We start from the raw sequence: 24,267 nt of genomic DNA, 5'->3' as shown, positions 1-24,267 counted from the left end.
GGCTCCTGAACCAGGCGGGTCATTTAGCTACGACACGCGGGGCTCAGGGCTGTTCCTTTTCTGCGCCTGGCGTCAGGCGTCGGAAGCGTCGTCCTTGAACTGGTCCTTGACGTATTTGATTTCGGTGCGGCCATGGGGCGCCGGCAGGCCGTCTTCACCGAGGTTGACGAAGACCATCTTCTCGACGGTGAGAATGGATTTGCGGGTGATCTTGTTGCGCACTTCGCACGTCAGGGTGATGGAGGTGCGACCGAACTCGGTGGCGGTGATGCCCAGCTCGATGATGTCGCCCTGGCGTGAGGCACTGACGAAGTTGATTTCCGAGATGTACTTGGTGACCACTCGCTGGTTGCCCAGCTGGACAATGGCGTAGATCGCCGCTTCTTCGTCGATCCAGCGCAACAGGCTGCCACCGAACAGCGTGCCGTTGGGGTTGAGGTCTTCGGGCTTTACCCACTTGCGGGTGTGGAAATTCATGGAGACTCCAGGGTGCTTGAACGAGTGCAATTGACGCTCCCAGCTTCAAGTTTCAAGCCACAAGCTGCAAGTAAAAACCGACCTGCTCTTACTTGCTGCTTGTTGCTTGCACCTTGCCGCTTAAAGAAAGCTATAATCGCCACCGTTTCAGAACGGTCATCTGCACCTGATACCGTTTTCCCGCCACCTGTCCGAGGGGCGCTGCAGCAGGCATGGCCTGTCAGGCTCGGATGGGGCGTTGTCGGTACAGCTTTCCCTGTACGGGCACTAAACGCACAACGGCGCCCATTCGCACACTACGAATGGAGGCTCTTGATGAGCGCTGTAAACACGCCTGCAGATTTTACCGACTACAAAGTCGCCGATATTTCCCTGGCCGCCTGGGGCCGTCGCGAAACCATCATCGCCGAGTCGGAAATGCCCGCTCTGATGGGTCTGCGCCGCAAGTACCTGGCTGAACAGCCGCTCAAGGGCGCGAAAATCCTCGGCTGCATCCACATGACCATCCAGACCGCCGTGCTGATCGAAACCCTGGTTGCCCTGGGTGCCGAAGTTCGCTGGTCGTCCTGCAACATCTTCTCGACCCAGGACCAGGCCGCCGCCTCCATCGCCGCCGCCGGCATTCCTGTGTTCGCCTGGAAAGGTGAAACCGAACAAGAGTACGAGTGGTGCCTGGAGCAGACCATCCTCAAGGATGGCCAGCCTTGGGACGCCAACATGATCCTCGACGACGGCGGCGACCTGACCCAGCTGCTGCACGACAAATACCCACAGGTGCTGGAACGCGTTCACGGCGTGACCGAAGAAACCACCACCGGCGTGCACCGCCTGCTGGACATGCTGGCCAAGGGCGAGCTGAAGATTCCTGCGATCAACGTCAACGACTCGGTGACCAAGAGCAAGAACGACAACAAGTACGGCTGCCGTCACAGCCTGAACGACGCCATCAAGCGCGGCACCGACCACCTGCTGTCCGGCAAGCAAGCGCTGGTCATCGGCTACGGTGACGTGGGCAAGGGCTCGGCCCAGTCGCTGCGTCAGGAAGGCATGATCGTCAAGGTGTCCGAAGTCGACCCGATCTGCGCCATGCAAGCCTGCATGGACGGTTTCGAACTGGTTTCGCCGTTCATCGACGGCATCAACAACGGCACCGAAGCCTGCATCGACAAGGCCCTGCTGGGCAAGATCGACCTGATCGTGACCACCACCGGCAACGTCAATGTCTGCGATGCCAACATGCTCAAGGCCCTGAAGAAGCGCGCCGTGGTCTGCAACATCGGCCACTTCGACAACGAAATCGACACCGCCTTCATGCGCAAGAACTGGGCATGGGAAGAAGTGAAGCCACAGGTGCACAAGATCCACCGCACCGGCCATGGCGATTTCGACCCACAGAACGACGACTACCTGATCCTGCTGGCCGAAGGCCGCCTGGTGAACCTGGGCAACGCCACCGGTCACCCAAGCCGCATCATGGACGGCTCGTTCGCCAACCAGGTACTGGCGCAGATCTTCCTGTTCGGCCAGAAGTACGCCGACCTGCCGCCGGCCCAGAAAGCCGAGCGCCTGACCGTTGAAGTACTGCCGAAGAAACTCGACGAAGAAGTGGCCCTGGAAATGGTCCGCGGCTTCGGCGGCGTGGTCACTCAACTGACCAAGCAACAGGCTGACTACATCGGCGTGACCGTCGAAGGCCCATTCAAGCCAGACGCCTACCGTTACTAAGATCAGCTGCAAGCCTTGAGCCGCAAGCGGCAAGCAGGGGCCAAAAGCCCAGCTTGCCGCAACCGACCCTATGCTTGTCCTAACAGCTACAACAGCTGAAGGCAGCCAGCATCAGGCACAAGAGCCGAGCGCATCCCCGCTGTTCTTGCCGCTTGCCGCTTGCAACTTGCAGCTGGAGACCCCTTCCATGTCCCAAGAACGTCGTTACAGCTTCGAGTTCTTCCCCACCAAGACCGATGCTGGGCATGAAAAACTGCTCGCCACTGCCCGTCAGCTGGCCGGCTACAACCCCGACTTCTTCTCCTGCACCTATGGCGCCGGTGGCTCGACCCGTGATCGCACGGTCAACACCGTGCTGCAACTGGAGAACGAAGTAAAAATTCCCGCGGCGCCGCACCTGTCCTGCGTCGGCGACAGCAAGGACGACCTGCGCGGCTTGCTCAAGCAATACCAGGCAGCCGGCATCAAGCGCATCGTTGCCCTGCGTGGCGACCTGCCTTCGGGCATGGGCATGGCCAGCGGCGAGCTGCGCCACGCCAACGACCTGGTGAGCTTCATTCGCGAAGAGACTGGCAGCCACTTCCATATCGAAGTCGCCGCTTACCCGGAAATGCACCCGCAAGCGCGCAATTTCGAAGACGATCTGCGCAACTTTGTCCGCAAGGCCAATGCCGGCGCCGACAGCGCGATCACCCAGTACTTCTTCAACGCCGACAGCTACTTCTACTTCGTCGAACGCGTGCAGAAGATGGGCGTGAACATCCCGATCGTGCCGGGCATCATGCCCATCACCAACTACAGCAAGCTGGCGCGCTTCTCCGACGCCTGCGGCGCCGAGATCCCGCGCTGGATCCGCAAGCAGCTGGAAGCCTACGGCGACGACAGCGCCAGCATTCAGGCTTTTGGCGAGCAGGTGATCAGCGAAATGTGTGAACGCCTGTTACAAGGCGGTGCACCAGGCCTGCATTTCTATACCCTTAACCAGGCCGACCCAAGCCTGGCGATCTGGAACAACCTGAAGCTGCCGCGCTGAAATGGCGTAGCACCTGGTAAGGAGGCCCTGGCGAAATCCAGGGCCTTTTTTTCACCCCATTCACTTTCTCCATGGATGATCGCTGTAGATGTCGACAACTCGCCCTGCCACAAACCCTCAGCTGATTTACCTGGTTTACGGTGCCAACACCTACCATCAGGAGGCAGTGTTCAGCATTGCCAGCGCCTTGGCTGGCCTGCGCGAAACACCGGGAGAAGGGTTGGACATTCAGGTCTTTACCGACAACCCCGCGCCTTACCAGCGTTTGCCGGTGCGGGTGCGCGAGCTGGACGAGAATACCCGCAAGTCATGGATCGCCCCTCATGGCTACCACTTCCGCGCCAAGCACGTCGTGATGCAACAGGTGCTACGGGAGTCTGAACGGGCCCTGCTGATCGACACCGATACCTTTTTCCATTGCTCGCCGCTGGAGCTGTTCCGACGTATCGAGCCCGGGACCTTGTTATGCAATGCCTTTGGCCTGCAGTACGGCGCCAACAAAGAAGCCGGGTTGTATCAAACCCTGGCGGGCGTGCTGCGCCAGAGAAACCTGGCGGATGATCAGATGCCACTGCTCAACTCGGGCGTCATCGGACTCGACCGCGCCGATGCAGGCGTTCTGGAGCAATCGATTGCCTTGATGGATGAGTTCTACCCTCTGGCACAGGGTGCCTACACGCTGGAAGAGTTCTGCCTGTCGGTAGCCGCCTATCGCACTACCCAGGTTCGCGAATGTCCCGACCTGATCCATCACTACTGGAGCCGTAAACAGCTGTTTCGCGCCAAGACGAAGGCATGGGTGGACAAGCATGAAGCCAATCCGACCAGCACCTTTGCCCTGGATGAAACTCGCTTGGTGACCGCAACCCTGCCACGACCACCGGCAGCCCAGCGCATGGCCTATAAGCTCGTGACACTGTCCCTTCCCAAGCAACAGCGCCAGTTCATGCGAGAGATCCTTTACGGGTGCTACCAACACTCCAACCCGTTCGATCAGGCTTGCATGCCCGTCTGGTGGGAAAAGGCCCGCGAGAACGTTGAACGTCGTCTCGATAGTCCCCTTGAAAACCATCAGCTCGAAAACTGGTTCAACCACCCGATCGTTCGCCTGGTGCTGGGTGAGCGGCGCAAGGCAATCTACTTGCATCTGGCGCAGACGAAACCCGACTAGCCGTTGATCTAGAGCACCTCTAGCTATTTAACCGGCGCCCGTCGTAATCTCCAGCCATGTCTGTCATTGCCCGGCTGCTGATCACCCTTCTCTGCACTTGCCTGAGCCTCGCGGCCCATGGCGAGAAGCTGCGTATTGTCACCGAGCCCTGGGCGCCCTACGTCTACGAAGAAAACGGCAAGGTCATGGGGCTGGACTACGAAACCACGGCCATTGTCTTTCAGCGCCTGGGGATAGACGTGGAGTGGCAATTCCTGCCCTGGAAGCGCTGCCTGGCGATGCTGGAAACCGGCCAGGCCGACGGCGCCCTGGACATCTTTCACAGCGACCAGCGCGACAGCACCCTGCTCTACCCCAGCGAGCCCCTGTCGGACGTCGAGTTCGTGATGTTCTACGCCAAGCAGCGCCCCCATCCGTTCCAGCATCTGGATGAACTCAAGGGGCTGACCATCGGCACCTCCCCCGGCTACCTGTACAGCGATGACTTCAGTCAATCGACCCTGTTCAAGCGCGAACCGGCGCCGACCCATGAAGCCAACTTCGGCAAGCTGCTGCTGGGGCGGATCGACTTGCTGATCACTGACAAACGGGTCGGCCAGCACCTGCTGGACAGCCTGGGCATCCGCGATCAGGTCAGCCAGAATTCCGCCGTCATCAGCCGCCAGAGCCAGTACCTGGCGGTGCGCCGCAATGCCGGGATGGACCTGTTGGTGCAACGCTTCGGCGCCGAGCTCAAGCGCTTCAAGCGCGAACCGGCCTACGCGGCGTTGAGCGCCAAGTACGGCGCGGAACCCATTCTGCCCCCTGTCAGGTCGTCATCCACCCGAGAGTCAGAAAAAACCGTTGAGCAGTAGGAAAGCAGCGCACATCGAATGCTCTGTTATACTCCGGCCTCCCGCCAGGCTCACGCCCGGACGCTGGACCCTGTTCAAGGCCTCTCCACCCCGCTACGGCGCAGCCATCCGGCCCGCGCGAGCCCCCGGTGAATGAGCCTTCAGGCCAGCAGGACCGGACGGGATTGCGTCCTCTTAAACGCCATTCACGCTCGGCAAGATTATCCCTTTGGGCCAAGCCCTCACTAAAACAGGATTACTCATGTCCTTTGCTTCCCTCGGTCTCTCCGAGGCTTTAGTCGGCGCCATCGAAGCCGCCGGCTACACCCAGCCTACTCCGGTGCAACAGCGGGCCATCCCCGCCGTGTTGCAAGGTCGCGATCTGATGGTCGCGGCACAGACAGGTACTGGTAAAACCGGCGGTTTCGCCCTTCCGATCCTGGAGCGGTTGTTTCCCAACGGTCACCCGGACAAATCCCAGCGTCACGGCCCGCGCCAACCCCGCGTACTGGTCCTGACCCCGACTCGCGAACTGGCCGCGCAAGTGCATGACAGCTTCAAGCTGTACGCCCGCGACCTGAAGTTCGTCAGCGCCTGCATCTTCGGCGGCGTCGGCATGAACCCCCAAGTCCAGGCCATGGCCCGTGGCGTGGACGTGCTGGTGGCGTGCCCCGGCCGCCTGCTGGACCTGGCCGGCCAAGGCAGCGTCGACCTGTCCCACGTGGAAATCCTGGTGCTCGACGAAGCCGACCGCATGCTCGACATGGGCTTCGTCCATGACGTGAAAAAGGTCCTCGCGCGCCTCCCGGCCAAGCGTCAGAACCTGCTGTTCTCCGCGACCTTCTCCAAGGACATCACGGACCTGGCCGGCAAGCTGCTGCACAACCCCGAGCGCATCGAAGTCACGCCGCCCAACACCACGGTTGAGCGCATCGAACAGCGGGTATTCCGCCTGCCGGCCAGCCACAAGCGCTCGCTGCTGGCGCACCTGATCACCGCCGGCGCCTGGGAACAGGTGCTGGTGTTCACCCGCACCAAGCACGGCGCCAACCGCCTGGCCGAGTACCTGGACAAGCACGGCCTGAGCGCCGTGGCGATCCACGGCAACAAGAGCCAGAACGCCCGCACCAAGGCCCTGGCCGACTTCAAGGCCGGCGACGTGCGGATCCTGGTGGCCACCGATATCGCCGCCCGCGGCCTGGATATCGACCAACTGCCCCACGTGGTCAACTTCGAGCTGCCTAACGTCGACGAAGACTACGTGCACCGTATCGGTCGTACCGGCCGTGCCGGTCGTTCGGGCGAAGCCATCTCCCTGGTGGCTCCGGACGAAGAGAAACTGCTGAAAAGCATCGAGCGCATGACCAAGCAGAAGATCGCCGACGGCGACCTGATGGGCTTCGATGCCAGCGCCGTGGAAGCCGAGAAGCCGGAAGTGCGCGAGCGTCCGGACGTGCGCAACCCGCGCAATCCTCGCGGCCCACGGGGCGATGGCCCGAACGGCGGTGGCGGCGGTGGTGGTCGCAAGGACAAGGGCAAGGACAAGGGCGGCAAAGACAAGCCAGCCCGTGGCGAGCGCCCGGCCCGCGAGCACAAGCCTCGTGAAGGCACTCCAGCCCGCGAACAGCGTCAGCCGACGCCCCGTGCCGATCGGGCACCGGACGAGTTCCTCGACGACGACGTGGACAACTTTGGTAACCGCGCTGACTACGTCAGCCCGTACCAGAACAAGAACAACCAGGGTCGTGGCCGCCGCCCAGGGGCTCCGGCCCAGGGTGCAGGCGCCGGTGCCGGCAATCCGCCTCGCGGCGGCGGCCAGGGTCGCTCCGGCAACCCGCGCAACAGCAACGGCAGCACCACCGGCACCGCGCCCGCCAAGCGCAACAGCGGTCCGCGCAACGGCGCCCCGCGTGACAGCCAGGGCCGTCGCGACGAGTCGCGCAATCGCCGCCCGAACCGTGACGACCAGTCCCGCCAGGAACCGGCCGTGCAGAACCCTCGGAGCAACCAGCCGAAGATCATGCACAAAGAGTCCAAGATCGATCGTTTCCCGACGCCTGAGCAACTGGACCAGTTGCCAAGCCGTCCGCGGGGCGAGAAACCAGCGCTGCTGACCCGCAATCGCTGAGTCGCTGCGCTGAAATGAACAACGCCCCTGGTCGCAAGACCCGGGGCGTTTTTTATGGCGACTGGTCGAGGCCGCTTTCTGTAGCCGCTGCCGCAGGCTGCGAACGACGGGGAACCCGGCGCCAGGGCCTGCCAAGCTCACCGGGGCGCATGACGGGCAATAAAAAACGCCCCCGATTTGTGGTCGGGGGCGCTTTTTTGCCTTGGCGCAGGTTGCGATCAGTCCAATAAAGGCTGTGCGAATTGAATCGCGAAGGCCCTGCGGGCCTTATCGCAGCCTGCGGCAGCGGCTACAGGCGAAGCATTACTTCGCTTTGACACCTTCGAAGCTGATGTACAGGTCGACGTTGTTCGACGCCGGGCCCAGGTCCATCATCTTGCCGAAATCCTGGCGATTGATGCTGGTGGTGCCTTCGAAGCCGGCACGGTAGCCGCCCCATGGATCCTTGCCTTCACCCAGGAAAGTGGCCTTGACCACCACCGGCTTGGTCACGCCGTGCAGGGTCAGGTCGCCCGCCACGTCGGCGGTCAGCTTGCCATCGGCATTCTTGCCGGTGGGCTTGACGCTGGTGGAGACGAACTTGGCGTCGGCGAACTTGCCAGCGTCCAGGAAGTCCTTGCTGGTGATGTGCTTGTCACGTTCGGCGTGGTTGGTGAACACGCTGGCGGTGCGCACGTTGACTTCGATCTTGGCGTCTTCAGGCTTGGCCGCGTCGAAGCTGAACTTGCCGTCCAGGTCCTTGAAGGTACCGGTGATGAAGCTGTAGCCCAGGTGGCTGATCTTGAAGTCGACGAAGGCGTGCTGGCCTTCCTTGTCGATCACGTAGTCCGCTGCCATCACTTGACCGGCCGCCAATACAGCAGATCCGATGGCCAGTGCGGCGAGAGTCTTTTTCAACATGCTTTCTATTCCTTTTGAGTCAAGGTTGAACATCAGGCTTTGCGGCCCAGCATACGGGTGAGGGTCGCATCACGATCGATAAAGTGGTGCTTCAAGGCGGCCAGGCCATGGATGCCGGCGAAGATCACCAGCGCCCAGGCCAGGTACAGATGCACCACACCTGCTACATCCGCCTGGTCCGGCAGTCCGGAAACCAGGGCAGGAACTTCAAACAAGCCAAACACCGGGATACCCACGCCGTCTGCGGTGGAAATCAGGTAGCCGGCAATCATCACCGCGAACAGACCCAAGTACAGGAACCCATGCCCCAACTTGGCCCCCAGGCGGGTCAGACGTCCATGATTGGCCGGCGCTGGCGGCGGTGGGCTGACAAACCGCCACAACACTCGCAGCAGCATGATCGCAAACAGCGTCAGGCCAATGCTCTTGTGCAGGTCCGGCGCGTCTTTGCGCCAGGTGCTGTAGTAGTCGAGACCGACCATCCACAGGCCCAGGGCGAACAGACCGAAGACCGCCAGGGCCACGCCCCAGTGCAGAACAATGCTTACCCAGCCGTAGCGAGAAGAAGAATTACGTAACTGCATCAGTTGCATCCTGTAAGAAACGCTGACCAAGACTAGCGATTTACCTATCGAATTAAAGCGAAAAAATTTGCTTTGAAATATCGAGAAATACGATCGGTACTCTGGGCTCGGGGTATTAAGAAAAGATTAAGGGCATTTTCTGAGGCTTTCGAGGCCATCGCCGCCAGTGCCCTGGCAGCGCGCACCTGCGTCTTTACCCCTGGGCCGCGCCGTCCCCGGTTGCCGCCTCACACAATAGGTTGTCCCGCAGCCATGCATTGCATAGGCTTGCCCGATTGTTCGCCCGCCCCCTCAGCGAGCTGCCTCCAGGAGACTGTACATGGGCCTGAATAACCAGTGGATGCAACGCGATCTTGCGGTGTTGTGGCATCCCTGCACCCAGATGAAAGACCACGAACAACTGCCGTTGATCCCCATCAAGCGCGGCGAAGGCGTCTGGCTGGAAGATTTCGAAGGCAAACGTTACCTGGACGCGGTCAGTTCCTGGTGGGTCAACGTCTTCGGCCACGCCAACCCGCGCATCAACCAGCGCATCAAGGACCAGGTGGACCAGCTGGAGCACGTGATCCTCGCCGGTTTCAGCCACCAGCCGGTGATCGAGCTGTCCGAGCGCCTGGTCAAGATCACCCCCGAAGGCCTGACCCGCTGCTTCTACGCCGACAACGGTTCGTCGTGCATCGAAGTGGCGATGAAGATGAGCTTTCACTACTGGATCAACCGCGGCCAACCGAACAAGAAGCGCTTCGTCACCCTGAGCAACAGCTACCACGGTGAAACCATCGCCGCGATGTCGGTGGGCGACGTGCCGCTATTCACCGAAACCTACAAGGCCCTGCTGCTGGACACCCTCAAGGTGCCGAGCCCGGACTGCTACCTGCGCCCCGAGGGCATGAGCTGGGAGGAGCATTCGCGAAACATGTTCGCCGCCATGGAACAGACCCTGGCCGAACACCACGAAACAGTGGCTGCAGTGATCGTCGAACCGCTGATCCAAGGCGCCGGCGGCATGCGCATGTACCACCCGGTGTACCTCAAGCTGTTGCGCGAGGCCTGCGACCGCTATGGCGTGCACCTGATCCATGACGAGATCGCCGTCGGCTTCGGCCGCACCGGCACGATGTTCGCCTGCGAGCAGGCCGGCATCCGCCCGGACTTCCTGTGCCTGTCCAAGGCCCTGACCGGCGGCTACCTGCCCCTGGCCGCATGCATGACCACCGACGAGGTCTACAGCGCCTTCTACGACGACTACCCGACCCTGCGCGCCTTCCTCCACTCCCACAGCTACACCGGCAACCCGCTGGCCTGTGCGGCGGCCCTGGCGACCCTGGACATCTTCGAGCAGGACAAGGTCATCGAGAACAACCGCGCCCTGTCCCAGCGGATGGCCAGTGCCACCGCGCACCTGGTGGATCACCCCCACGTCGCCGAAGTGCGCCAGACCGGCATGGTCCTGGCCATCGAGATGGTCCAGGACAAGGCCAGCAAGACCGCCTACCCCTGGCAGGAGCGCCGCGGCCTGAAGGTGTTCCAGCATGCCCTGGAGCGCGGCGCGCTGTTGCGCCCCCTGGGCAGCGTGGTGTACTTCCTGCCGCCCTACGTGATCACCCCGGAGCAGATCGACTTCCTCGCCGAAGTCGCCAGCGAAGGCATCGACATCGCCACCCGCGACAGCGTCAGCGTGGCCGTGCCCAAGGACTTCCACCCCGGCTTTCGCGATCCGGGCTAGAGCGGGTCATTGATCGTGGCGAGGGAGCTTGCTCCCGCTGGACCGCGCAGCGGTCGCCAAACCCGGTTGTGCGGGTGCCCGGCGGATTCAACGACGGCTTCGCCGCCGACCGGGAGCAAGCGCCCTCGCCACAGAATGCCGTCCACCGATTCACCTTCAACAGAGAACCCAGATGAGATTGTCCCGCTTCTTTATCGACGCCCCCCTGAGCCTCGGCGAGCACGAACTGCCGGAAGCCCAGGCCCACTACATCGGGCGCGTGCTGCGCATGGCCGAAGGCGCTGCGCTGCAAGTGTTCGACGGCTCGGGAACGGAGTTTCGCGGGACCCTGGTGGAAGTGGGCAAGAAGCGCGTGCGCGTACAACTGGATGAAAGCTTCGCCGGTCAGGACGAATCGCCACTGCAGATTCACCTTGGCCAGGGCCTGTCCCGCGGTGAACGCATGGACTGGGCGATCCAGAAAGCCACGGAGCTTGGGGTCAGCGAAATCACCCCGATCTTCAGCGAGCGCTGCGAAGTGCGGCTCAAGGACGAACGCGCCGACAAGCGCCTGCTGCACTGGCGCCAGGTGGCCATCAGCGCCTGCGAGCAATGCGGTCGTTCCCGCGTTCCGCTGATTCATCCGCCCGTGCTGCTGGCGGACTGGATCAAGCAGACCCAGGCCGACCTGAAGCTGGTGCTGCACCCGGTGGCCCAGCCCCTGGAAAGCCATGCCAAACCGCAGACCCTGGCCTTCCTGATCGGCCCGGAAGGCGGCCTGTCCGATGCCGAAGTGGAGCAGGCCCACAGCGCCGGCTTCCTGCCCGCCCGCCTCGGTCCTCGCGTGCTGCGCACCGAAACCGCCCCGGTGGTGGCCCTGGCCGTGGCCCAGCAACTGTGGGGCGATTTCTAAAACAGTCCCCGTTCAAACACCCACCGTAGGAGCTGGCTTGCCAGCGAAAGCGCCCATCAGTCCCGTACACGTCGCAAGGGCCCCTTCGCCGGCAAGCCGGCTCCTACAGGTGGCGGCGCCACAGCCGGTTATTGCACCGGGTCGCTGGTGGGCCGGGCGATGATGGCTTTCAGCTCGGCCGTCATGGGGAACTCCAGGTTCAGGCCCTTGGGCGGAATCGGCTGCTGGAACCAGCGCTGGTAGATGCCGTTGATCTCCCCGGAACGGTACAGGTCCGCCAGCGTACCGTTGACCAGGGCCAGGAACTGCGGATCGTCCTTGCGCACCATGCAGCTGTAGATCTCCCGCGACTGCTCTTCCCCCACCACCACCCAATTGTGCGGATCGCGGGCCTTGGCCCGTTCGCCGTAGAGCAGCGCGTCATCCATGTAGAACGCCGCCGCGCGCCCGGTCTGCAACATCTGGAAGGCTTCGCCGTGGTCCTTGGCGCTGATCACGAACATGTCGATCTTGTGCTCGACGTTGTAGCTCTTGAGAAAACGCTCGTTGGTGGTGCCCGCCGTGGTCACCACGTTCTTGCCCCGCAAGTCGGCGAAGCTCTTGATCCCGCTGTCCTTGGCCGTCAGCAGCTGGCCCTTGACGTAGATGAAGCCGTAGGAGAACGCCACCTGCTTCTGCCGCTCGGCGGTGACCCCGGTGGAGCCGCATTCCAGGTCCACGGTGCCGTTCTGCACCAGGGGAATGCGGGTCTGCGAGGTCACCAGGTTGTACTTCACCTTCAGCTTGGGCAGGTGCAACTGCTGCTGGATGCGCTCCACCACCTTGCTCGCCAGCTCCACCGAATAGCCCATGGGCTGGCCGCTGTTGTCGCCCACATAGGAAAAGGGCACCGAGGCATCGCGATAACCCAAGGTAATACTGCTGCTGTTGGCGATCTTGGCCAGGGTGCCGTCCAGGGGCGCCTCGTTGGCCTGGGAAACGGCGCTGAACAACAGCCCCAGGGTGCAGCCGAGCAACGTGATCTTATGCATTGTTATTCTCCGTTGTGGGTAAGGGCGGCTCAGCGGCGAACCGCGATGACGCTGATTTCGACAAGGATCTGCGGGCGCGCCAGGGCCGCCTGCAAGGTGGTGCGCGCCGGCGCCTGGCCGGGAGACAGCCAGGCCGACCAGACTTCGTTCATCACCGCGAAATCGGCCTGGATGTCCTTGAGGTAGATGGTCGCGCTCAAGAGATGGTCCTTGTCGCTGCCGGCCTCGGCCAGCAAGCTGTCGATCTTCGCCAGCACCTCGCGGGTCTGGCCGCCGATGTCGCTGCTGGCCCCCGGCACCTGCCCGGAAAGGAACACCAACCCGGCAAAGGTCACCGCGCCACTCAGGCGCTCGTTGCTGTGGATACGCTGGATACTCATCTGAAGACTCCTGTTGAACGTTCAGGCGACGCGGGGCGTCAGGCCCTGCATGTCGATGCTGGTGGAGCGCTGGCCGATCAGTTCGCCCAGCAACTGGCCGCTGCCACAGGCCAGGGTGAAACCCAGTGCGCCATGGCCGAGGTTGAGCCACAGGTTGCGGTAGGCGGTGGCGCCGATCAGCGGCACGCCGCTGGGAGTGGCCGGGCGCATGCCGGCCCATTCGCTGGCGGCCTGATAATCGCCGGCGGCGGCGAAGGTCTGCTCGGCCTGCCGGCGCATCAGGGCCAGGCGTGCCGGGTCCGGGGACGGATCGAAACCGACGATGTCGACCATCGCCGCCACCCGCAACTGCTGGCCGATGCGCGCGTAGACGATCTTGCGGTTGTAGTCGGTGATGCTGATTTCCGGCGCCCGGTGCTGCGGGCCGATGGGCACGCTGAGGCTGTAGCCCTTGAGCGGATACAGCGGCAGCTTGAGCCCTGGCAGGCGCAACTCGGGGCTGCGGTGCCCGGCGGCCAGTACCAGATGCTCCACCGGCATTTGGCGCTCGCCCAGGTCGATGGACTGGACCCGATCCCCCACGTGGCGGATGGCCCGGACCCGCTGGCCGAGAAGAATTTCGCAACGCCCGGAAGCCCGCAGCCGCGCCGCCAGTTGCTGGCAGAACGCGTGGCAGTCGGCCACTTCTTCATACGGGGTATAGATGCCACCGACGAAGGGCGTGTCCCCCAGGGTCGGCTCCAGGGCGGTGCATTCGGCGGCGGACAACACCTGCTGCTGGCGGCTGTCCGCCAGGTTGTGCCGGGCATGCTCGAAGCTTTGGCGCTGGCGAAAGGTCACCAGCTTGCCGTTGCGCCGCCAGTCGAAGCCTTGCAGGCCATCCTCTTCGCGCCAGCCTTGCAGGGTGCTCTGGCTGAGCAGGGCCAGGCGCAGCAGGTGCGCGCCATTGCGCTGGTTCACCGAGTGCCGGCATGCCCCGAGAAACCCCGCCAGCCAGCGCCACTGCGCCGGGTCCAGGCGCGGGCGCAGCTTGAGCGGCGAGTCACCCTTGAGCATCCAGCCCAGGGCCTGCCAGGGCACGCCGGCATCGGCCAGAGGCGCCACATAGCGATAGGACAACTGCCCGCCGTTGGCGAAGCTGGTCTGGCTGCCCAGGGACTCCTGGGCCTCCACCAGGATCACCTCGAAGCCCTGGCGGACCAGGGCGTAGGCACTGGCCAAGCCGATGACGCCGCCACCGATGATGCAAACCTGCTGACTCATGACTGCCCCTAGCCCGTTGTTCGATGACCGATTGTTCGATGGCCCAAGGTTAGGGGCAGGTGACAGGCGCCGGACAATGAATAAAGATGCACCTCCCATAAACAAAGGTTATGGACTGCCCCATGCGCCTGCGCCATATCGAAATCTTCCAGGCCATCCGCCAGGCCGGCTCCATCAGCGGCGCCGCGCAGTTGCTGCACGTCTCGCAACCGGCGGTGACCAAGGTCCTGCAGCACGCCGAACTGCAGCTGGGTTTCCCGCTGTTCCTGCGGGTGCGGGGCAAATTGCAGCCCACTCCGGAAGCCCTGGAGCTGGAGCGCGAAGTGGACAAGGTCAGCGAAAGCCTGCAAGGCGTGCGGCGCCTGGCCCAGAACCTGCGTCGGGCGCCGGGCCACAGCCTGCGCATCGGCGCCACCCCGGCCCTGGCCCTGGCGTTGCTGCCGCCGGCCATCAGCGAGTGGACCCAGCGCTACCCGGACAGCCTGTGCGAACTGTCCAGCGCCCACAGCCGCGAACTGGTGCAGAACCTGCTGATGCGGGAAATCGACGTGGCCCTGACCCTGCAACGCCCGGATCACCCCGGGCTCTGCGCACAGCCCCTGGCCGAGGGCGTGCTGGTGGCCCTGGCCCCGCGGGACTACTGGCCGCCCGCCATGCGCGGCCAGCCGCTGGCGTTGATGGAATTGGCGGATGCACCACTGATTGGCCTGAGCAGCAGCGACCCGCTGTCGGCGCGCCTCGACAGCTACCTCAAGGCCGTGGAACCGCCGCCGCGGATCAGCATTGCCGTACAGACCTATTCCCTGGCCCGGGCCATGGTCGAATCCGGCGCCGGGTTGGCGCTGATCGACCCGTTCACCGCCCTGGGCGCCTCACCGGCCAGCACCGCCAGCCGTCCGCTCAGCCCGCCGCTGCCGATCACCCTGTACGCTGTGACCCGCGCCGCCGAACCGCCGCCCCACACCCTGGCCAGCCTGCTGGAGATCTTCGCCCGCCAGGCCCAGGCCCAGTTGGACAGTGCCTACAGAACGTAGAACAGGATGGCGATGAAATGCAGCAGGCTGCCGGCGATCACGAACAGGTGCCAGATGCCGTGGGCATGGCGCAGGCGGCTATCCAGGGCGAAGAAGATGATGCCCACGGTGTACAACACCCCACCCGCCGCCAGCCAGGTGAACCCGGCGGTGCCAAGGGCCGCCAGCAGCGGCTTGACCGCCACCAGGACAATCCAGCCCATCACCGCGTAGATCACGATGGAGAGGATCCGCGCCTCGGAACGCGGCTTGATCTCCTGAAGAATGCCGATCAGCGCCAACCCCCAGACGATGCCGAACAGGGTCCAGCCCCAGGGCCCGCGCAGGGTCACCAGGCAGAACGGCGTGTAGCTGCCGGCAATCAGCAGGTAGATGGAAAAGTGATCCACCTTCTGCATGATGTTCTTCGCCCGTCCGCGCACGCTGTGGTAGACCGTGGACACGCTGTAGAGCACCAGCAAGGTGAAGGCATAGATCGCCACACTGACGATCTTCCACGGGCTGCCGTCGAGGCTGGCCAGCACCACCAGCCAGATGCCGCCGATAAACGCCGCGACGGCCCCCAGCAAGTGGGTCCAGGCGTTGAATCTTTCTCCGTGATACATCGGTCGCTCACCCTTGAAACATGAAAAAACACGCAAGGCTCAGGCCTGCCGTTCGAAAGCGCAATAGGTCTATGGGGGCACGGCGGATAAAAAACCAGCGGCCACTTTCTGACTCATCGGGCATCATCAGCCCCTCATCAGCCGAGGCCCGTCCATGCTCATCGACGAAGAGTTGACCCTGAAAAAGCTCGAAGTGTTTCTGGCCTTCATGCGCACCGGCAACCTGGCCCGCGCCGCCGCCGAGTTGCAGACCAGCAATGTCAGCGTGCACCGGGCCATCCACTCCCTGGAAAACGCCCTGCGCTGCCCGCTGTTCAAGCACGAAGGACGCAACCTGACGCCGCTGGAAAGCGCCTTCGTCCTCGAAGAACGCGCGCAGAAGCTGGTGCAGGACGTGGTCGAAAGCGTGCGCCTGACCCGTGAAGCCGCGGGCTTCTCTGCAGAACGCTTCAAGCTCGGCGCGCTTTACTCGCTGACGGTGAAAACCGTGCCGCAGTTGATCATGGGCCTGAAGCTGCGTCGCAGCGAACTGAACATCGACCTGATCCTGGGCTCCAATATCGACCTGCTGTACAAGCTCAAGAACATGGAAGTGGACGCCATCCTGATTTCCCTGGACGACAGCGTCAACGACCCGGATTGCGAGCAGTTGCCGCTGTTTTCCGACGATATCTTCCTCGCCACCCCGGCCGATTCGCCCTTCGCCCAGCAGCGCGAGGTGGACCTGGCCGACGTGCGCGACGCCACCTTCATCACCCTGACCCAGGGCTTTGCCACCCATCAGGACGGGGTGCGGGTGTTCAAGCAGGCGGGGTTCGAGCCGAAGGTGGCGATGCAGGTCAACGACATCTTCACCCTGCTGAGCATGGTCAGCTCCGGGGTTGGTTATGCGTTGCTACCGGGAAGGATCGCTGCGGTGTATGAAAACCGCGTGAAGCTGATACCACTGCAGGCGCGCTACCGCCTGCAGCAACATATCGGCGTGGTGTTTCTCAAGGCCAAGGAGCGCGACCCGAACCTCTTGGCGCTGCTGGCCGAATGCCGGATGTACGCCAACCGGCAAAGCACCTAGAAGCCCGCCCCTACGCGCCCAGCAGGCCGCGCATCAGCAGGAACAGCAACGACGGCCCCAGCAAGCAGCCCAGGGCGGTGTAGAACGCCGCCGTCAGGCAACCGTAGGGCACCAGCTTCGGATCGGTGGCCGCCAGCCCCCCGGCAACACCGCTGGAGGTGCCCATCAGGCCGCCGAAGATCACCGCGCTGCGCGGGTTGTTGAGGCCGATCAACGGCGCCACGAAGGGCGTCATCACCATCACCAGGATCGCCTTGATCAACCCCGCGGCAATCGACAGCGCCATGACTTCGGAGCTGGCGCCAATCGCCGCCCCGGTCACCGGGCCAACGATGTAGGTCACCGCCCCGGCGCCAATGGTGGTCAGGCTCACCGCATCGGTATAACCAAAGGCCATGGCCACGCCGACCCCGGCGACAAAGGACGAGCCAACCCCGACAAACAGCGCCAGCACACCCACGAACCCGGCGCGCTTGAGCTCCTCGACACTGACCCCGAAGGCCGTGGCGACAATCGCGAAGTCGCGCAGCATGGCCCCGCCCAGCAGGCCGATGCCCGATAAGAGCGGAATGTCCACCACGCCCTTCTGCCCACCGGTGAAGGCGCCGCCCACATAGGACAGCACCAGCCCCAGCAGAATGGCGATGGCCGAGCCGTGCAGGCGGCCCTTGGTAAAGGTGTTGGAGATCCAGTAGGACACCCACATGGTGATCCCGATCACCGCGAAACCGCTGATCAGCCCGTAGCCGGTAATGACCTTCATCATCGATTCGTACATGGCCTTTACCCCGCTGTTTTCTGAGCAACGGCCGCATCCGGCGCCTTGTTGCCGATGCGCACCAGCACCGGCACCAGGGCGAAGGCGATCACCACCGCCAGGGTGCCGGCGAGAATCGCCATCGGCCCGCCCTTGAGCGCGCCGTAGACGTTCTGCTGCGCGGCCATGGCCACCACGATGGGGATGTACACCGCGCCCCAGAATTCCACGCCCTGTTCGGACTTGCCGGCGAACAGCCCGCGCTTGTGCAGGTAACTGCCCAGGCCGATCAACAGCAGCATGGCGATACCGACCCCGCCGACATTGGCCGGCACGCCGATCAATTTGCCCAGCAGCTCACCGATGAAAATACCCACCAGGGTACAAAAGGCCAGGAAGGCCACACCGTAGATAATCATTGTTGTTGTCCTCAAAGTGCATCGTCGAAGTTGTTGTTCTTGTGCTTCGTCAGCCTGAGTCGGTGCTCTATCGGTCGCGGCTTCCCTCCTCACTCAACAGGGCTTGCAGGGTGTCCAGGCGCGCGCCGTCGCAGGCGATCACCGTCCCTTGGGCAAACACCCGGCGGGCCAGCCCGGTCAGTACCGCGCCGGGAGGCAATTCGATCTGCAGGCGCACCCCGCGCTCATAGGCGCTTTGCACGGTGCCGCGCCAGTCCACCACCCGGCACATGTTGAACGCCAGGTCATCGCGCAATTGCTCCAGCGTGCGCAGCGGTCGGGCCCGGCTGCCACTGAGGTAACCCAGCGTCGGCAGTTGCAGGGGCACCTCGGCAAAGGCCGCGGCCAGGGCCTGGGCCGGTTGTTCCAGCAACGGACAGTGAGACGGCACGCTGACCGCCAAGCGTTTGGCCACGCCGACCCCGCAACCCCGGGCCAGCTCGGCCACCGCCTGCATCGCCGCATCGCTGCCGGCGATCACCACTTGGTTGTCGGCGTTGATATTGGCCAGGTACACCGGCGTCTGCGGGCTGTGAACCTGGGCCAGCAAATCCTCCACCGCCGCCAGCTCCAGGCCGATCAGGGCGGTCATGCCATAGCCCTGTGGATACGCCTGCTGCATCAACTCACCTCGCAGGCTCACCAGGCGCAAGGCATCGGCAAACTCCAGGGCTCCGGCCACCACCGCCGCCGGATAGGCACCGATGGACAGGCCCGCCACATAGTCCGCCTTGAGCGGCGCTTGCAGCAGGGTCCGGGCACTGGCCACCCCGGCGATCAGCAGGCACAACTGCACCGCCCGGGTGCTGGCCAGGGCCTGGGGCGAATCCAGGGTCAGTACGTCTTCCCCCAGGACCTCGCTGGCTTCCTGCAGGCAGGCGCGGGTTTCCGCGCTTGGCGGCAGACGCTGGAGCATCCCCGGCTGCTGCGCGCCCTGGCCCGGAAACACCAGCAGGCTGCTCATGCTGCCTGCTCCCGAGAGTTCCAGGGATCGCCGACCAGCCGCGCGCCACTGGCGCTTTTGAGCAGCACCCGAGGCGCAGCTCCCGCCCATTCACGCAGGGCCACGGCCCCGGCGGGAACCTGCAGTTGCAGGTCCACCGGGCACTCGGCGCGCTCCAGCAGGGCCAGCAGCTCGCGGGCCTGAGCCCGGGAAAAAGGCTCCGGCGTGCGCAGGATCAGGTCCAGGTCGCTGTGCTGATGCAGCGCAGCCACCCCAGAGGCCAGCTCGAAACCGGCACTGCCGCTGACGCCCCAGACCAGGCCCAGGGCATCCAGCTCGCCGCGCAGTTGCTGCAACGCCTGCAGCGCCGGCAATGAGCGCGTGCCACTCAATTGGCACAGTGCTTCGGGATACACCCCGCGCTGCACCGACTCCAGCGCCAGCACAGCCGGGTAGCGCTGCTCGCGGGTGCGACCGCGCAGGCCGACTGCGATCTGCCCGGGGGCCGTCAGCGCCCGCCGCACCACCACCGGCTGCCCCGCCTCCAGCACGGCAAAGGCCCAGTCCGGCGCATCGGCGGCCAACTGCGCCGGGCTCATGCCCCACAGCAGGTCGTGGGGCAGCCAGGGGCCGAGGCCGTTCACCATTGTTCCCGCAGCAATTGACGGACCCGGCTCGACGCCGCTCGGTTCGACGCTCCCAGACGACCGCTCAGGTCGACGCCCTTGGCCCGTACATCGGCGATGGCCGCCAGCAGGCACTCCTCGACCGCGACCAGATCCTCGCTGGTGGGCTGTTCAATCTGCCGCACCGACAAGCTTTCCCAGAGCAGCCCCAGGCCGGCGTAGCTGTCGATGTCATAGGCCATGGGCGGCACGCTGGCGGCCAGGGCTTCCAACTCCTCGACGCTGCGCAGGGTGACCCGCGCCGCCGAAGCCTTGCCCATGGCGTGCACCATCACCCCGGGATCGCGCAGGGCGATCAAGCGGTTGGCCTGATAACCGTGGGCCAGAAAGGCCCCGGACATGGCCTTGCCCACCAGCAGGGCAATCACCGGGTGCCCGGCCAAACGGGCCCGGGCGTAGCTGTCGGCCGCCGCCGCCAGGGCCTGATGAATGCCCAGGGCCTCTTCACGCCGGCCATAGGCCTGGCTCGGCACATCGACAATGGCGATCAGCGCCCGCTTGTGGGGCTGCTCGCGGTCGGCATCGATCACCTCATCCACCGCCTTGGCCAGGCCCCAGCCTTCCAGCAGGCCGACCTCGCCCTGGCGGGCACGGGGAAAACGGTTTTCCGGGTCAGCCACCACGGCGATAAAACGCACCGGCTGCCCCATCAGTTCGCCGTCGGCCACCCGCAGCGACGGCGGCAGGCCAGTTACCGGCGCGGCGCCGCCACTCAAGGCGTCGAACCAGTTCTGGCCCCGCAAAGAATAAGCACTCATGAGCGGTCTCCTTGATACAGATCGCGAACCGTCGCCGCATCGATTTGCGGCGTGGTGTCCAAACGGGCCAGGCGTTGCAGATAGTGTTCGGCCTCACGGCTGCGTTGCCGCTGGGGCAAGCCAAGGGCCAGCAACTCGCGGACCTGGGCCTGGATCTGCGCCACATCATCCGCCACATAACGGTCCACCAAACCGCTGGCGAAACGCTGCTCGCCACCGGTCAGGCTCCAGATGAACGGCCGGTCCCGGGAGTCGTATTCCTCAAGCCCGGCCTCCTGCTCGATCACCTGCGGGCCGTTGAGCCCCAGGCGCGCTTCCTGGGTGACCACGAGATAACTGCACAGCCCGGCGGCAATCGACATGCCGCCAAAACAGCCGACGCTGCCGGCCACCACGCCGACCACCGGCTGGTACTGGCGCAGGTCGACGATTGCCGCGTGGATGTCGGCAATCGCCGCCAGCCCCAGGTTGGCTTCCTGCAAGCGCACGCCACCGGTTTCCAGCAGCAGCACGGCACAGGTCGGGATGCCGTTGCGGTTGTCCTCGGCGGCCAGCTCCAGAGCCCCGGCGATCTTCGCCCCGCCCACCTCGCCCAGGCTACCGCCCTGGAATGCGCCTTCGATGGCGGCAATCACCACCGGCAGGCCATCGATGCTGCCCTTGGCGATCACCACCCCGTCATCGGCCTGGGGCACCACGCCCTGGCGCGCCAGCCACGGCGACATGACCCGTTGGAACGGGTCCAGCAGCTCGCGAAAACTGCCGGCATCCAGCAAGGCCCGGGCCCGCTGCCGGGCGCCCAGCTCGACGAAGCTGTGCTTGTTCAACAACGCTGCGCTGTCAGTCATGGCCGATCTCCTCGAAGCCCTGTTCCAGGCGCAGGCGCACCATCCCCGGGGTGGCGCCGAAATCATGGATGTCGATCAGCAGCGCCGGCGGCGTCTGGCCGTCGAACATGCGCTCGAACAGGTGCTGCCAGCGCGCGGCGCTGCCGTTTACCGAGGTCTGCACCTGGATGGTCAATTTGCCGGGTTGGCCCGGCTCCAGCAGCACTTCCAGGTCGCCGGAGCCGACACAGCCCACCAGGGCGCGGCCACGACCGGGCTGGCCGGCGGGGAATTCAAAGGACAAGGTTTCCATCAGTTCGCTCCCGGGTGAAAGGCGTCGGCGGATTCGATCCGGTCCAACAGCAGGCTGGCCGCCAGCAAGTCGGCGGCACCGCCGGGCGAGGCATTCAAGGTCAACAATTGCAGGTCCAGCTCATGCAGGCGGCGGCGCCCGGCGAGGCTGGCGCTGCCACCGGCATCGAGCACCGCCTGGGCACCCTGCTGCATGGCCTGCAAGCCTTGTTCACCGGCGCGGTAGAGCACGCAGGTGTCGGCCAGTTGGCTCATGATCGCCAGCAAGGCATCGAGCCGGGCGTTCTGTTCGCCATGGCCCTGGGCGCGGCTGCGCTTGAGCTGGGGCAGCCCCCGTTGCAGCACCGCGGGGAAGCCTTGCTGGGCTTCTTCGCGAGCGCCGCGCACGCCATAGCGGATCGCCACCTGGGCGCCATGACTCAAGGGCCGTGGCGCGTAACGATCCTCCAGCAGGGCCAGGCGCGCGGCCCGCAGCGCGACACTGCCGGCACCTGTGGATTGAGGGTCCAGCGCGGCGGCGGCCACCAGCAAGCCCAGGGCCCAGATCGCCCCGCGATGGGTGTTCACCCCGCCGGTGGTGGCGAGCATGGCCCGCTCGCCTTCGCGACCAATGCGCCCCAGGGCTTCGCGCAGGGGCAGGCCCACTTCGCCGAACGCCAGCGCCGCCTCGGCCATCTCCTTGAACGCCGGCCACAAGGACAGGGCCGAGGCGTGCATCAGGCCCAGGTGCAGGTCGCTGTGGGCACCATTACCACGACGGTCCACCAGCGCCGGCTTGGGCGACAGGTCGGCTTCGTCGATCAGCGCGTCCACCGCCAGGTCCGCCAGGCGCTCGGCCAGGCTCAGGGAGGGTGATTGCAGGTTGAGTGCGTGCATTACCAGCTCCTGAACTTGGCGGGCGGGTTGTACAGGCCACCGGACCACTGCACTAGGTCGGCGACGCTCTTGGCCGCCAGCAGCTCACGGCTGGCGTCGGTGCGGCGGATGCCCAGGTCTTCGGGTAAGGCGATCAGCCCTTCACGGCGCATGCGCGCAGTGTCCTTGGGGTTGTGCCGCAGGCCGATGGCGGTGACCCCGGCCACGGCAGCGATCATCGCCTGACGCTCTTCCAGGGAACGGGCCTTGTACAGGTAGGCGATGCCCTCCTCGGTCAGCAGGTGGGTGACGTCGTCGCCGTAGATCATGATCGGCGCCAGCGGCATGCCGCTCTTGCGCGCCACCTCCACTGCATCGAGGGTTTCGACGAAGGTCGGTTTGCCGCCTTCCTGGAAGGTTTCCACCATCTGCACCACCAGCTTCTTACCGCGTTCGAGCATGGCCTGGGGTGCATCGCTTTGATCCTGGCGCATATCCAGCCAGGCCGGAGTGCCGTGGCGCCGCCCGCGCGGGTCGTGGCCCATGTTCGGCGCACCGCCGAAACCGGCCAGGCGGCCGCGGGTCACGGTGGAAGAATGACCGTCGCCGTCCACCTGCAAAGTGGCGCCGATAAACAGGTCCACCGCGTATTGCCCGGCCAGCTGGCAGAACATCCGGTTGGACCGCAGCGAGCCGTCGCGGCCGGTGAAGAACACGTCCGGGCGCGCGGCGATGTAGTTTTCCATGCCCAGTTCGGTGCCGAAGCAATGCACGCTTTCTACCCAACCGCTTTCAATGGCCGGGATCAGGGTCGGGTGGGGATTGAGGGTCCAGTTACGGCAGATCTTGCCTTTCAGACCCAGGGATTCGCCGTAGGTGGGCAGGATCAGCTCGATGGCCGCGGTGTTGAAACCGATGCCGTGGTTCAGCGACTGCACATTGTGTTTTTCATAGATCCCGCGGATCGCCATCATCGCCATCAGCACGTGCACCGGCTTGATATGCCGTGGATCGCGGGTGAACAGCGGCTCGATATAGAACGGCTTGTCGGCCACCACCACGAAATCCACCCAGGACGCGGGAATGTCGACCCGGGGCAGCTCGCTGACATCGTCCACCAACTGGTTGACCTGGACGATGACAATGCCGTCGCTGAAGGCCGCCGGCTCGATCAGCGCCGGGGTGTCCTCGGTACTGGGGCCGGTGTAGATATTGCCGGCGCGGTCGGCCATGAAGCCGGCGGACAGCACCACATTGGGGATCAGGTCCACCACCAGCCGCGCATAGAGTTCGATGTAGGTATGAATGGCGCCGATTTCCAGCAGCCCGTCTTCCAGCAACTGGCTGATGCGCAGGCTCTGGGTGCCGGCGAAGGAAAAGTTCAGCTTGCGGGCGATGCCGCGCTCGAACAGGTCCAGGTGCTCGGAGCGGCCGACGCTGGGCATGATCATGTGCAGGTCATGCAGCCTGGCCGGGTCGGCCTTGGCCAGGGAGCGGGAGAGAAAGTCCGCCTGCTTCTGGTTGTTGCCTTCCAGCACCACCCGGTCGCCAGGCAGGATCAGCGCCTCCAGCGCCGCGACGATCTGGTCGGTCGGCAACACCACGCCATCGGCGATGGCCCGCACCTGCTCGAGGCGCCGCTGCTTTTCGCTGCGCCGCCGCGACCAGCGCGCGTCGGGGGAAATTATTGTTGTCATGCTCACTCCACGGGTTCGCTGTCGTGGCAGTCACCTTAGGAGTGAAAACGGGGAGCATCAATCAAGCGCGGCGTTGGATCGTTACGCTAAGGGTAATGATTGGATGGTGTGTGAGCTGTA

The 24,267-nt window shown here is 64.4% G+C and carries 25 protein-coding genes and 1 riboswitch; of the genes, 9 read left to right on the top strand and 16 right to left on the bottom strand.

What is annotated here, in order from left to right:
* Positions 1-72 precede the first annotated feature (72 nt).
* Entirely contained in the window at positions 73-477 is a 405-nt protein-coding gene (locus GWQ44_RS07990; protein WP_011063971.1) for a hotdog domain-containing protein, read from the bottom strand.
* A gap of 187 nt (positions 478-664) precedes the next feature.
* Positions 665-771: riboswitch (S-adenosyl-L-homocysteine riboswitch) on the top strand.
* Positions 772-792: 21 nt separating this feature from the next.
* Between GWQ44_RS07990 and ahcY the strand changes: the two genes are divergently transcribed.
* From ahcY to GWQ44_RS07965, 5 genes are all read left to right on the top strand, one after another.
* Positions 793-2,202: an adenosylhomocysteinase gene (gene ahcY, locus GWQ44_RS07985; RefSeq protein WP_047306464.1), complete on the top strand. Its 1,410-nt coding sequence runs from the start codon at positions 793-795 to the stop codon at positions 2,200-2,202.
* A 187-nt stretch (positions 2,203-2,389) separates the two neighbouring features.
* Positions 2,390-3,235 carry a methylenetetrahydrofolate reductase [NAD(P)H] gene (gene metF / locus GWQ44_RS07980; protein ID WP_199011084.1) on the top strand — a complete coding sequence of 282 codons (846 nt, stop codon included), beginning with the start codon at positions 2,390-2,392 and terminating at the stop codon, positions 3,233-3,235.
* Between the two features lie 88 nt (positions 3,236-3,323).
* A complete protein-coding gene (locus GWQ44_RS07975) occupies positions 3,324-4,406 on the top strand; it encodes a hypothetical protein (protein ID WP_016966391.1) in 1,083 nt (360 codons plus the stop codon).
* Positions 4,407-4,462: 56 nt separating this feature from the next.
* Positions 4,463-5,260, top strand: a complete 798-nt coding sequence (locus tag GWQ44_RS07970; protein WP_179599369.1) for a transporter substrate-binding domain-containing protein — start codon at positions 4,463-4,465, stop codon at positions 5,258-5,260.
* Positions 5,261-5,501: 241 nt separating this feature from the next.
* Positions 5,502-7,367 (top strand): DEAD/DEAH box helicase, encoded by a 1,866-nt coding sequence (locus GWQ44_RS07965; RefSeq protein WP_016966393.1) that lies wholly within the window; start codon positions 5,502-5,504, stop codon positions 7,365-7,367.
* A gap of 303 nt (positions 7,368-7,670) precedes the next feature.
* On the opposite strand, the gene GWQ44_RS07960 is transcribed toward GWQ44_RS07965, so the two are convergent.
* On the bottom strand, positions 7,671-8,267 hold the full coding sequence (locus tag GWQ44_RS07960; protein WP_011063976.1) for a YceI family protein: 597 nt from the start codon (positions 8,265-8,267) through the stop codon (positions 7,671-7,673).
* Positions 8,268-8,299: 32 nt separating this feature from the next.
* Positions 8,300-8,851, bottom strand: a complete 552-nt coding sequence (locus GWQ44_RS07955) for a cytochrome b (protein ID WP_016968753.1) — start codon at positions 8,849-8,851, stop codon at positions 8,300-8,302.
* 319 nt (positions 8,852-9,170) lie between these two features.
* Here GWQ44_RS07955 and GWQ44_RS07950 point away from each other — a divergent pair, with 319 nt between their 5' ends.
* Positions 9,171-10,577 carry an adenosylmethionine--8-amino-7-oxononanoate transaminase gene (locus GWQ44_RS07950; RefSeq protein WP_047306469.1) on the top strand — a complete coding sequence of 469 codons (1,407 nt, stop codon included), beginning with the start codon at positions 9,171-9,173 and terminating at the stop codon, positions 10,575-10,577.
* 172 nt (positions 10,578-10,749) lie between these two features.
* Positions 10,750-11,469 (top strand): 16S rRNA (uracil(1498)-N(3))-methyltransferase, encoded by a 720-nt coding sequence (locus GWQ44_RS07945; protein WP_016968751.1) that lies wholly within the window; start codon positions 10,750-10,752, stop codon positions 11,467-11,469.
* Positions 11,470-11,597: 128 nt separating this feature from the next.
* Here the strand turns inward: GWQ44_RS07945 and GWQ44_RS07940 are convergent, their stop codons facing one another.
* From GWQ44_RS07940 to GWQ44_RS07930, 3 genes are read right to left on the bottom strand one after another with little or no spacing between them, the layout of a single operon-like run.
* Complete coding sequence (locus GWQ44_RS07940) at positions 11,598-12,500, bottom strand: transporter substrate-binding domain-containing protein (protein ID WP_275926994.1); 903 nt, start codon at positions 12,498-12,500, stop codon at positions 11,598-11,600.
* 29 nt (positions 12,501-12,529) lie between these two features.
* Entirely contained in the window at positions 12,530-12,880 is a 351-nt protein-coding gene (locus tag GWQ44_RS07935) for a RidA family protein (protein WP_047306471.1), read from the bottom strand.
* Between the two features lie 21 nt (positions 12,881-12,901).
* Positions 12,902-14,143: a D-amino acid dehydrogenase gene (locus GWQ44_RS07930; protein ID WP_275926993.1), complete on the bottom strand. Its 1,242-nt coding sequence runs from the start codon at positions 14,141-14,143 to the stop codon at positions 12,902-12,904.
* A gap of 122 nt (positions 14,144-14,265) precedes the next feature.
* Here GWQ44_RS07930 and GWQ44_RS07925 point away from each other — a divergent pair, with 122 nt between their 5' ends.
* Positions 14,266-15,177, top strand: a complete 912-nt coding sequence (locus GWQ44_RS07925; RefSeq protein ID WP_042942429.1) for a LysR family transcriptional regulator — start codon at positions 14,266-14,268, stop codon at positions 15,175-15,177.
* Here the strand turns inward: GWQ44_RS07925 and GWQ44_RS07920 are convergent.
* Positions 15,165-15,782, bottom strand: a complete 618-nt coding sequence (locus GWQ44_RS07920; RefSeq protein ID WP_103740353.1) for a hemolysin III family protein — start codon at positions 15,780-15,782, stop codon at positions 15,165-15,167. The two genes, GWQ44_RS07925 and GWQ44_RS07920, sit on opposite strands and share 13 nt — an antisense overlap.
* A gap of 154 nt (positions 15,783-15,936) precedes the next feature.
* On the opposite strand from GWQ44_RS07920, the gene GWQ44_RS07915 reads away from it, so the two are divergent.
* Complete coding sequence (locus GWQ44_RS07915; RefSeq protein WP_016968746.1) at positions 15,937-16,854, top strand: LysR substrate-binding domain-containing protein; 918 nt, start codon at positions 15,937-15,939, stop codon at positions 16,852-16,854.
* Positions 16,855-16,864: 10 nt separating this feature from the next.
* Here GWQ44_RS07915 and madM read toward each other — a convergent pair whose 3' ends face one another.
* The 9 genes from madM to mdcA form a co-directional block, all read right to left on the bottom strand.
* The gene (gene madM, locus GWQ44_RS07910) at positions 16,865-17,632 is read right to left on the bottom strand and encodes a malonate transporter subunit MadM (RefSeq protein WP_016968745.1); all 768 of its coding nucleotides are present in this window, start codon (positions 17,630-17,632) and stop codon (positions 16,865-16,867) included.
* A gap of 5 nt (positions 17,633-17,637) precedes the next feature.
* Positions 17,638-18,030, bottom strand: coding sequence for a malonate transporter subunit MadL (gene madL, locus GWQ44_RS07905; RefSeq protein WP_047306475.1), 393 nt, complete (start codon positions 18,028-18,030; stop codon positions 17,638-17,640).
* Positions 18,031-18,097: 67 nt separating this feature from the next.
* Positions 18,098-19,033 (bottom strand): malonate decarboxylase subunit epsilon, encoded by a 936-nt coding sequence (mdcH, locus tag GWQ44_RS07900; protein WP_275926992.1) that lies wholly within the window; start codon positions 19,031-19,033, stop codon positions 18,098-18,100.
* Positions 19,030-19,656, bottom strand: coding sequence for a malonate decarboxylase holo-ACP synthase (locus GWQ44_RS07895; RefSeq protein WP_199011094.1), 627 nt, complete (start codon positions 19,654-19,656; stop codon positions 19,030-19,032). Before GWQ44_RS07895 ends, mdcH begins: the two co-directional genes overlap by 4 nt.
* Positions 19,653-20,456 (bottom strand): biotin-independent malonate decarboxylase subunit gamma, encoded by an 804-nt coding sequence (gene mdcE / locus GWQ44_RS07890; RefSeq protein WP_275926991.1) that lies wholly within the window; start codon positions 20,454-20,456, stop codon positions 19,653-19,655. Before mdcE ends, GWQ44_RS07895 begins: the two co-directional genes overlap by 4 nt.
* The gene (locus GWQ44_RS07885; protein WP_103740349.1) at positions 20,453-21,304 is read right to left on the bottom strand and encodes a biotin-independent malonate decarboxylase subunit beta; all 852 of its coding nucleotides are present in this window, start codon (positions 21,302-21,304) and stop codon (positions 20,453-20,455) included. The genes mdcE and GWQ44_RS07885 overlap by 4 nt, the downstream gene beginning before the upstream one ends.
* Positions 21,297-21,596, bottom strand: coding sequence for a malonate decarboxylase subunit delta (locus tag GWQ44_RS07880; RefSeq protein ID WP_275926990.1), 300 nt, complete (start codon positions 21,594-21,596; stop codon positions 21,297-21,299). The genes GWQ44_RS07885 and GWQ44_RS07880 overlap by 8 nt, the downstream gene beginning before the upstream one ends.
* Positions 21,596-22,471, bottom strand: coding sequence for a triphosphoribosyl-dephospho-CoA synthase (locus tag GWQ44_RS07875; protein ID WP_275926989.1), 876 nt, complete (start codon positions 22,469-22,471; stop codon positions 21,596-21,598). Before GWQ44_RS07875 ends, GWQ44_RS07880 begins: the two co-directional genes overlap by 1 nt.
* Positions 22,471-24,147: a malonate decarboxylase subunit alpha gene (mdcA, locus tag GWQ44_RS07870; protein WP_275926988.1), complete on the bottom strand. Its 1,677-nt coding sequence runs from the start codon at positions 24,145-24,147 to the stop codon at positions 22,471-22,473. The genes GWQ44_RS07875 and mdcA overlap by 1 nt, the downstream gene beginning before the upstream one ends.
* Between the last annotated feature and the right edge of the window lie 120 nt (positions 24,148-24,267).

It is taken from the genome of Pseudomonas sp. 3MA1, assembly GCF_029237275.1.
Classification (GTDB): Bacteria; Pseudomonadota; Gammaproteobacteria; order Pseudomonadales; family Pseudomonadaceae; genus Aquipseudomonas; species Aquipseudomonas fluorescens_AP.
Note: the sequence above shows the minus strand (reverse complement) of the source record. Positions and strands in the feature narration are given on the sequence as shown.

Coding starts and splice junctions, on each gene's coding strand:
- GWQ44_RS07990 (WP_011063971.1), bottom strand. CDS start 477: ATGAATTTCCACACCCGCAAGTGGGTAAAGCCCGAAGACCTCAACCCC.
- ahcY (WP_047306464.1), top strand. CDS start 793: ATGAGCGCTGTAAACACGCCTGCAGATTTTACCGACTACAAAGTCGCC.
- metF (WP_199011084.1), top strand. CDS start 2,390: ATGTCCCAAGAACGTCGTTACAGCTTCGAGTTCTTCCCCACCAAGACC.
- GWQ44_RS07975 (WP_016966391.1), top strand. CDS start 3,324: ATGTCGACAACTCGCCCTGCCACAAACCCTCAGCTGATTTACCTGGTT.
- GWQ44_RS07970 (WP_179599369.1), top strand. CDS start 4,463: ATGTCTGTCATTGCCCGGCTGCTGATCACCCTTCTCTGCACTTGCCTG.
- GWQ44_RS07965 (WP_016966393.1), top strand. CDS start 5,502: ATGTCCTTTGCTTCCCTCGGTCTCTCCGAGGCTTTAGTCGGCGCCATC.
- GWQ44_RS07960 (WP_011063976.1), bottom strand. CDS start 8,267: ATGTTGAAAAAGACTCTCGCCGCACTGGCCATCGGATCTGCTGTATTG.
- GWQ44_RS07955 (WP_016968753.1), bottom strand. CDS start 8,851: ATGCAGTTACGTAATTCTTCTTCTCGCTACGGCTGGGTAAGCATTGTT.
- GWQ44_RS07950 (WP_047306469.1), top strand. CDS start 9,171: ATGGGCCTGAATAACCAGTGGATGCAACGCGATCTTGCGGTGTTGTGG.
- GWQ44_RS07945 (WP_016968751.1), top strand. CDS start 10,750: ATGAGATTGTCCCGCTTCTTTATCGACGCCCCCCTGAGCCTCGGCGAG.
- GWQ44_RS07940 (WP_275926994.1), bottom strand. CDS start 12,500: ATGCATAAGATCACGTTGCTCGGCTGCACCCTGGGGCTGTTGTTCAGC.
- GWQ44_RS07935 (WP_047306471.1), bottom strand. CDS start 12,880: ATGAGTATCCAGCGTATCCACAGCAACGAGCGCCTGAGTGGCGCGGTG.
- GWQ44_RS07930 (WP_275926993.1), bottom strand. CDS start 14,143: ATGAGTCAGCAGGTTTGCATCATCGGTGGCGGCGTCATCGGCTTGGCC.
- GWQ44_RS07925 (WP_042942429.1), top strand. CDS start 14,266: ATGCGCCTGCGCCATATCGAAATCTTCCAGGCCATCCGCCAGGCCGGC.
- GWQ44_RS07920 (WP_103740353.1), bottom strand. CDS start 15,782: ATGTATCACGGAGAAAGATTCAACGCCTGGACCCACTTGCTGGGGGCC.
- GWQ44_RS07915 (WP_016968746.1), top strand. CDS start 15,937: ATGCTCATCGACGAAGAGTTGACCCTGAAAAAGCTCGAAGTGTTTCTG.
- madM (WP_016968745.1), bottom strand. CDS start 17,632: ATGTACGAATCGATGATGAAGGTCATTACCGGCTACGGGCTGATCAGC.
- madL (WP_047306475.1), bottom strand. CDS start 18,030: ATGATTATCTACGGTGTGGCCTTCCTGGCCTTTTGTACCCTGGTGGGT.
- mdcH (WP_275926992.1), bottom strand. CDS start 19,033: ATGAGCAGCCTGCTGGTGTTTCCGGGCCAGGGCGCGCAGCAGCCGGGG.
- mdcE (WP_275926991.1), bottom strand. CDS start 20,456: ATGAGTGCTTATTCTTTGCGGGGCCAGAACTGGTTCGACGCCTTGAGT.
- GWQ44_RS07885 (WP_103740349.1), bottom strand. CDS start 21,304: ATGACTGACAGCGCAGCGTTGTTGAACAAGCACAGCTTCGTCGAGCTG.
- GWQ44_RS07880 (WP_275926990.1), bottom strand. CDS start 21,596: ATGGAAACCTTGTCCTTTGAATTCCCCGCCGGCCAGCCCGGTCGTGGC.
- GWQ44_RS07875 (WP_275926989.1), bottom strand. CDS start 22,471: ATGCACGCACTCAACCTGCAATCACCCTCCCTGAGCCTGGCCGAGCGC.
- mdcA (WP_275926988.1), bottom strand. CDS start 24,147: ATGACAACAATAATTTCCCCCGACGCGCGCTGGTCGCGGCGGCGCAGC.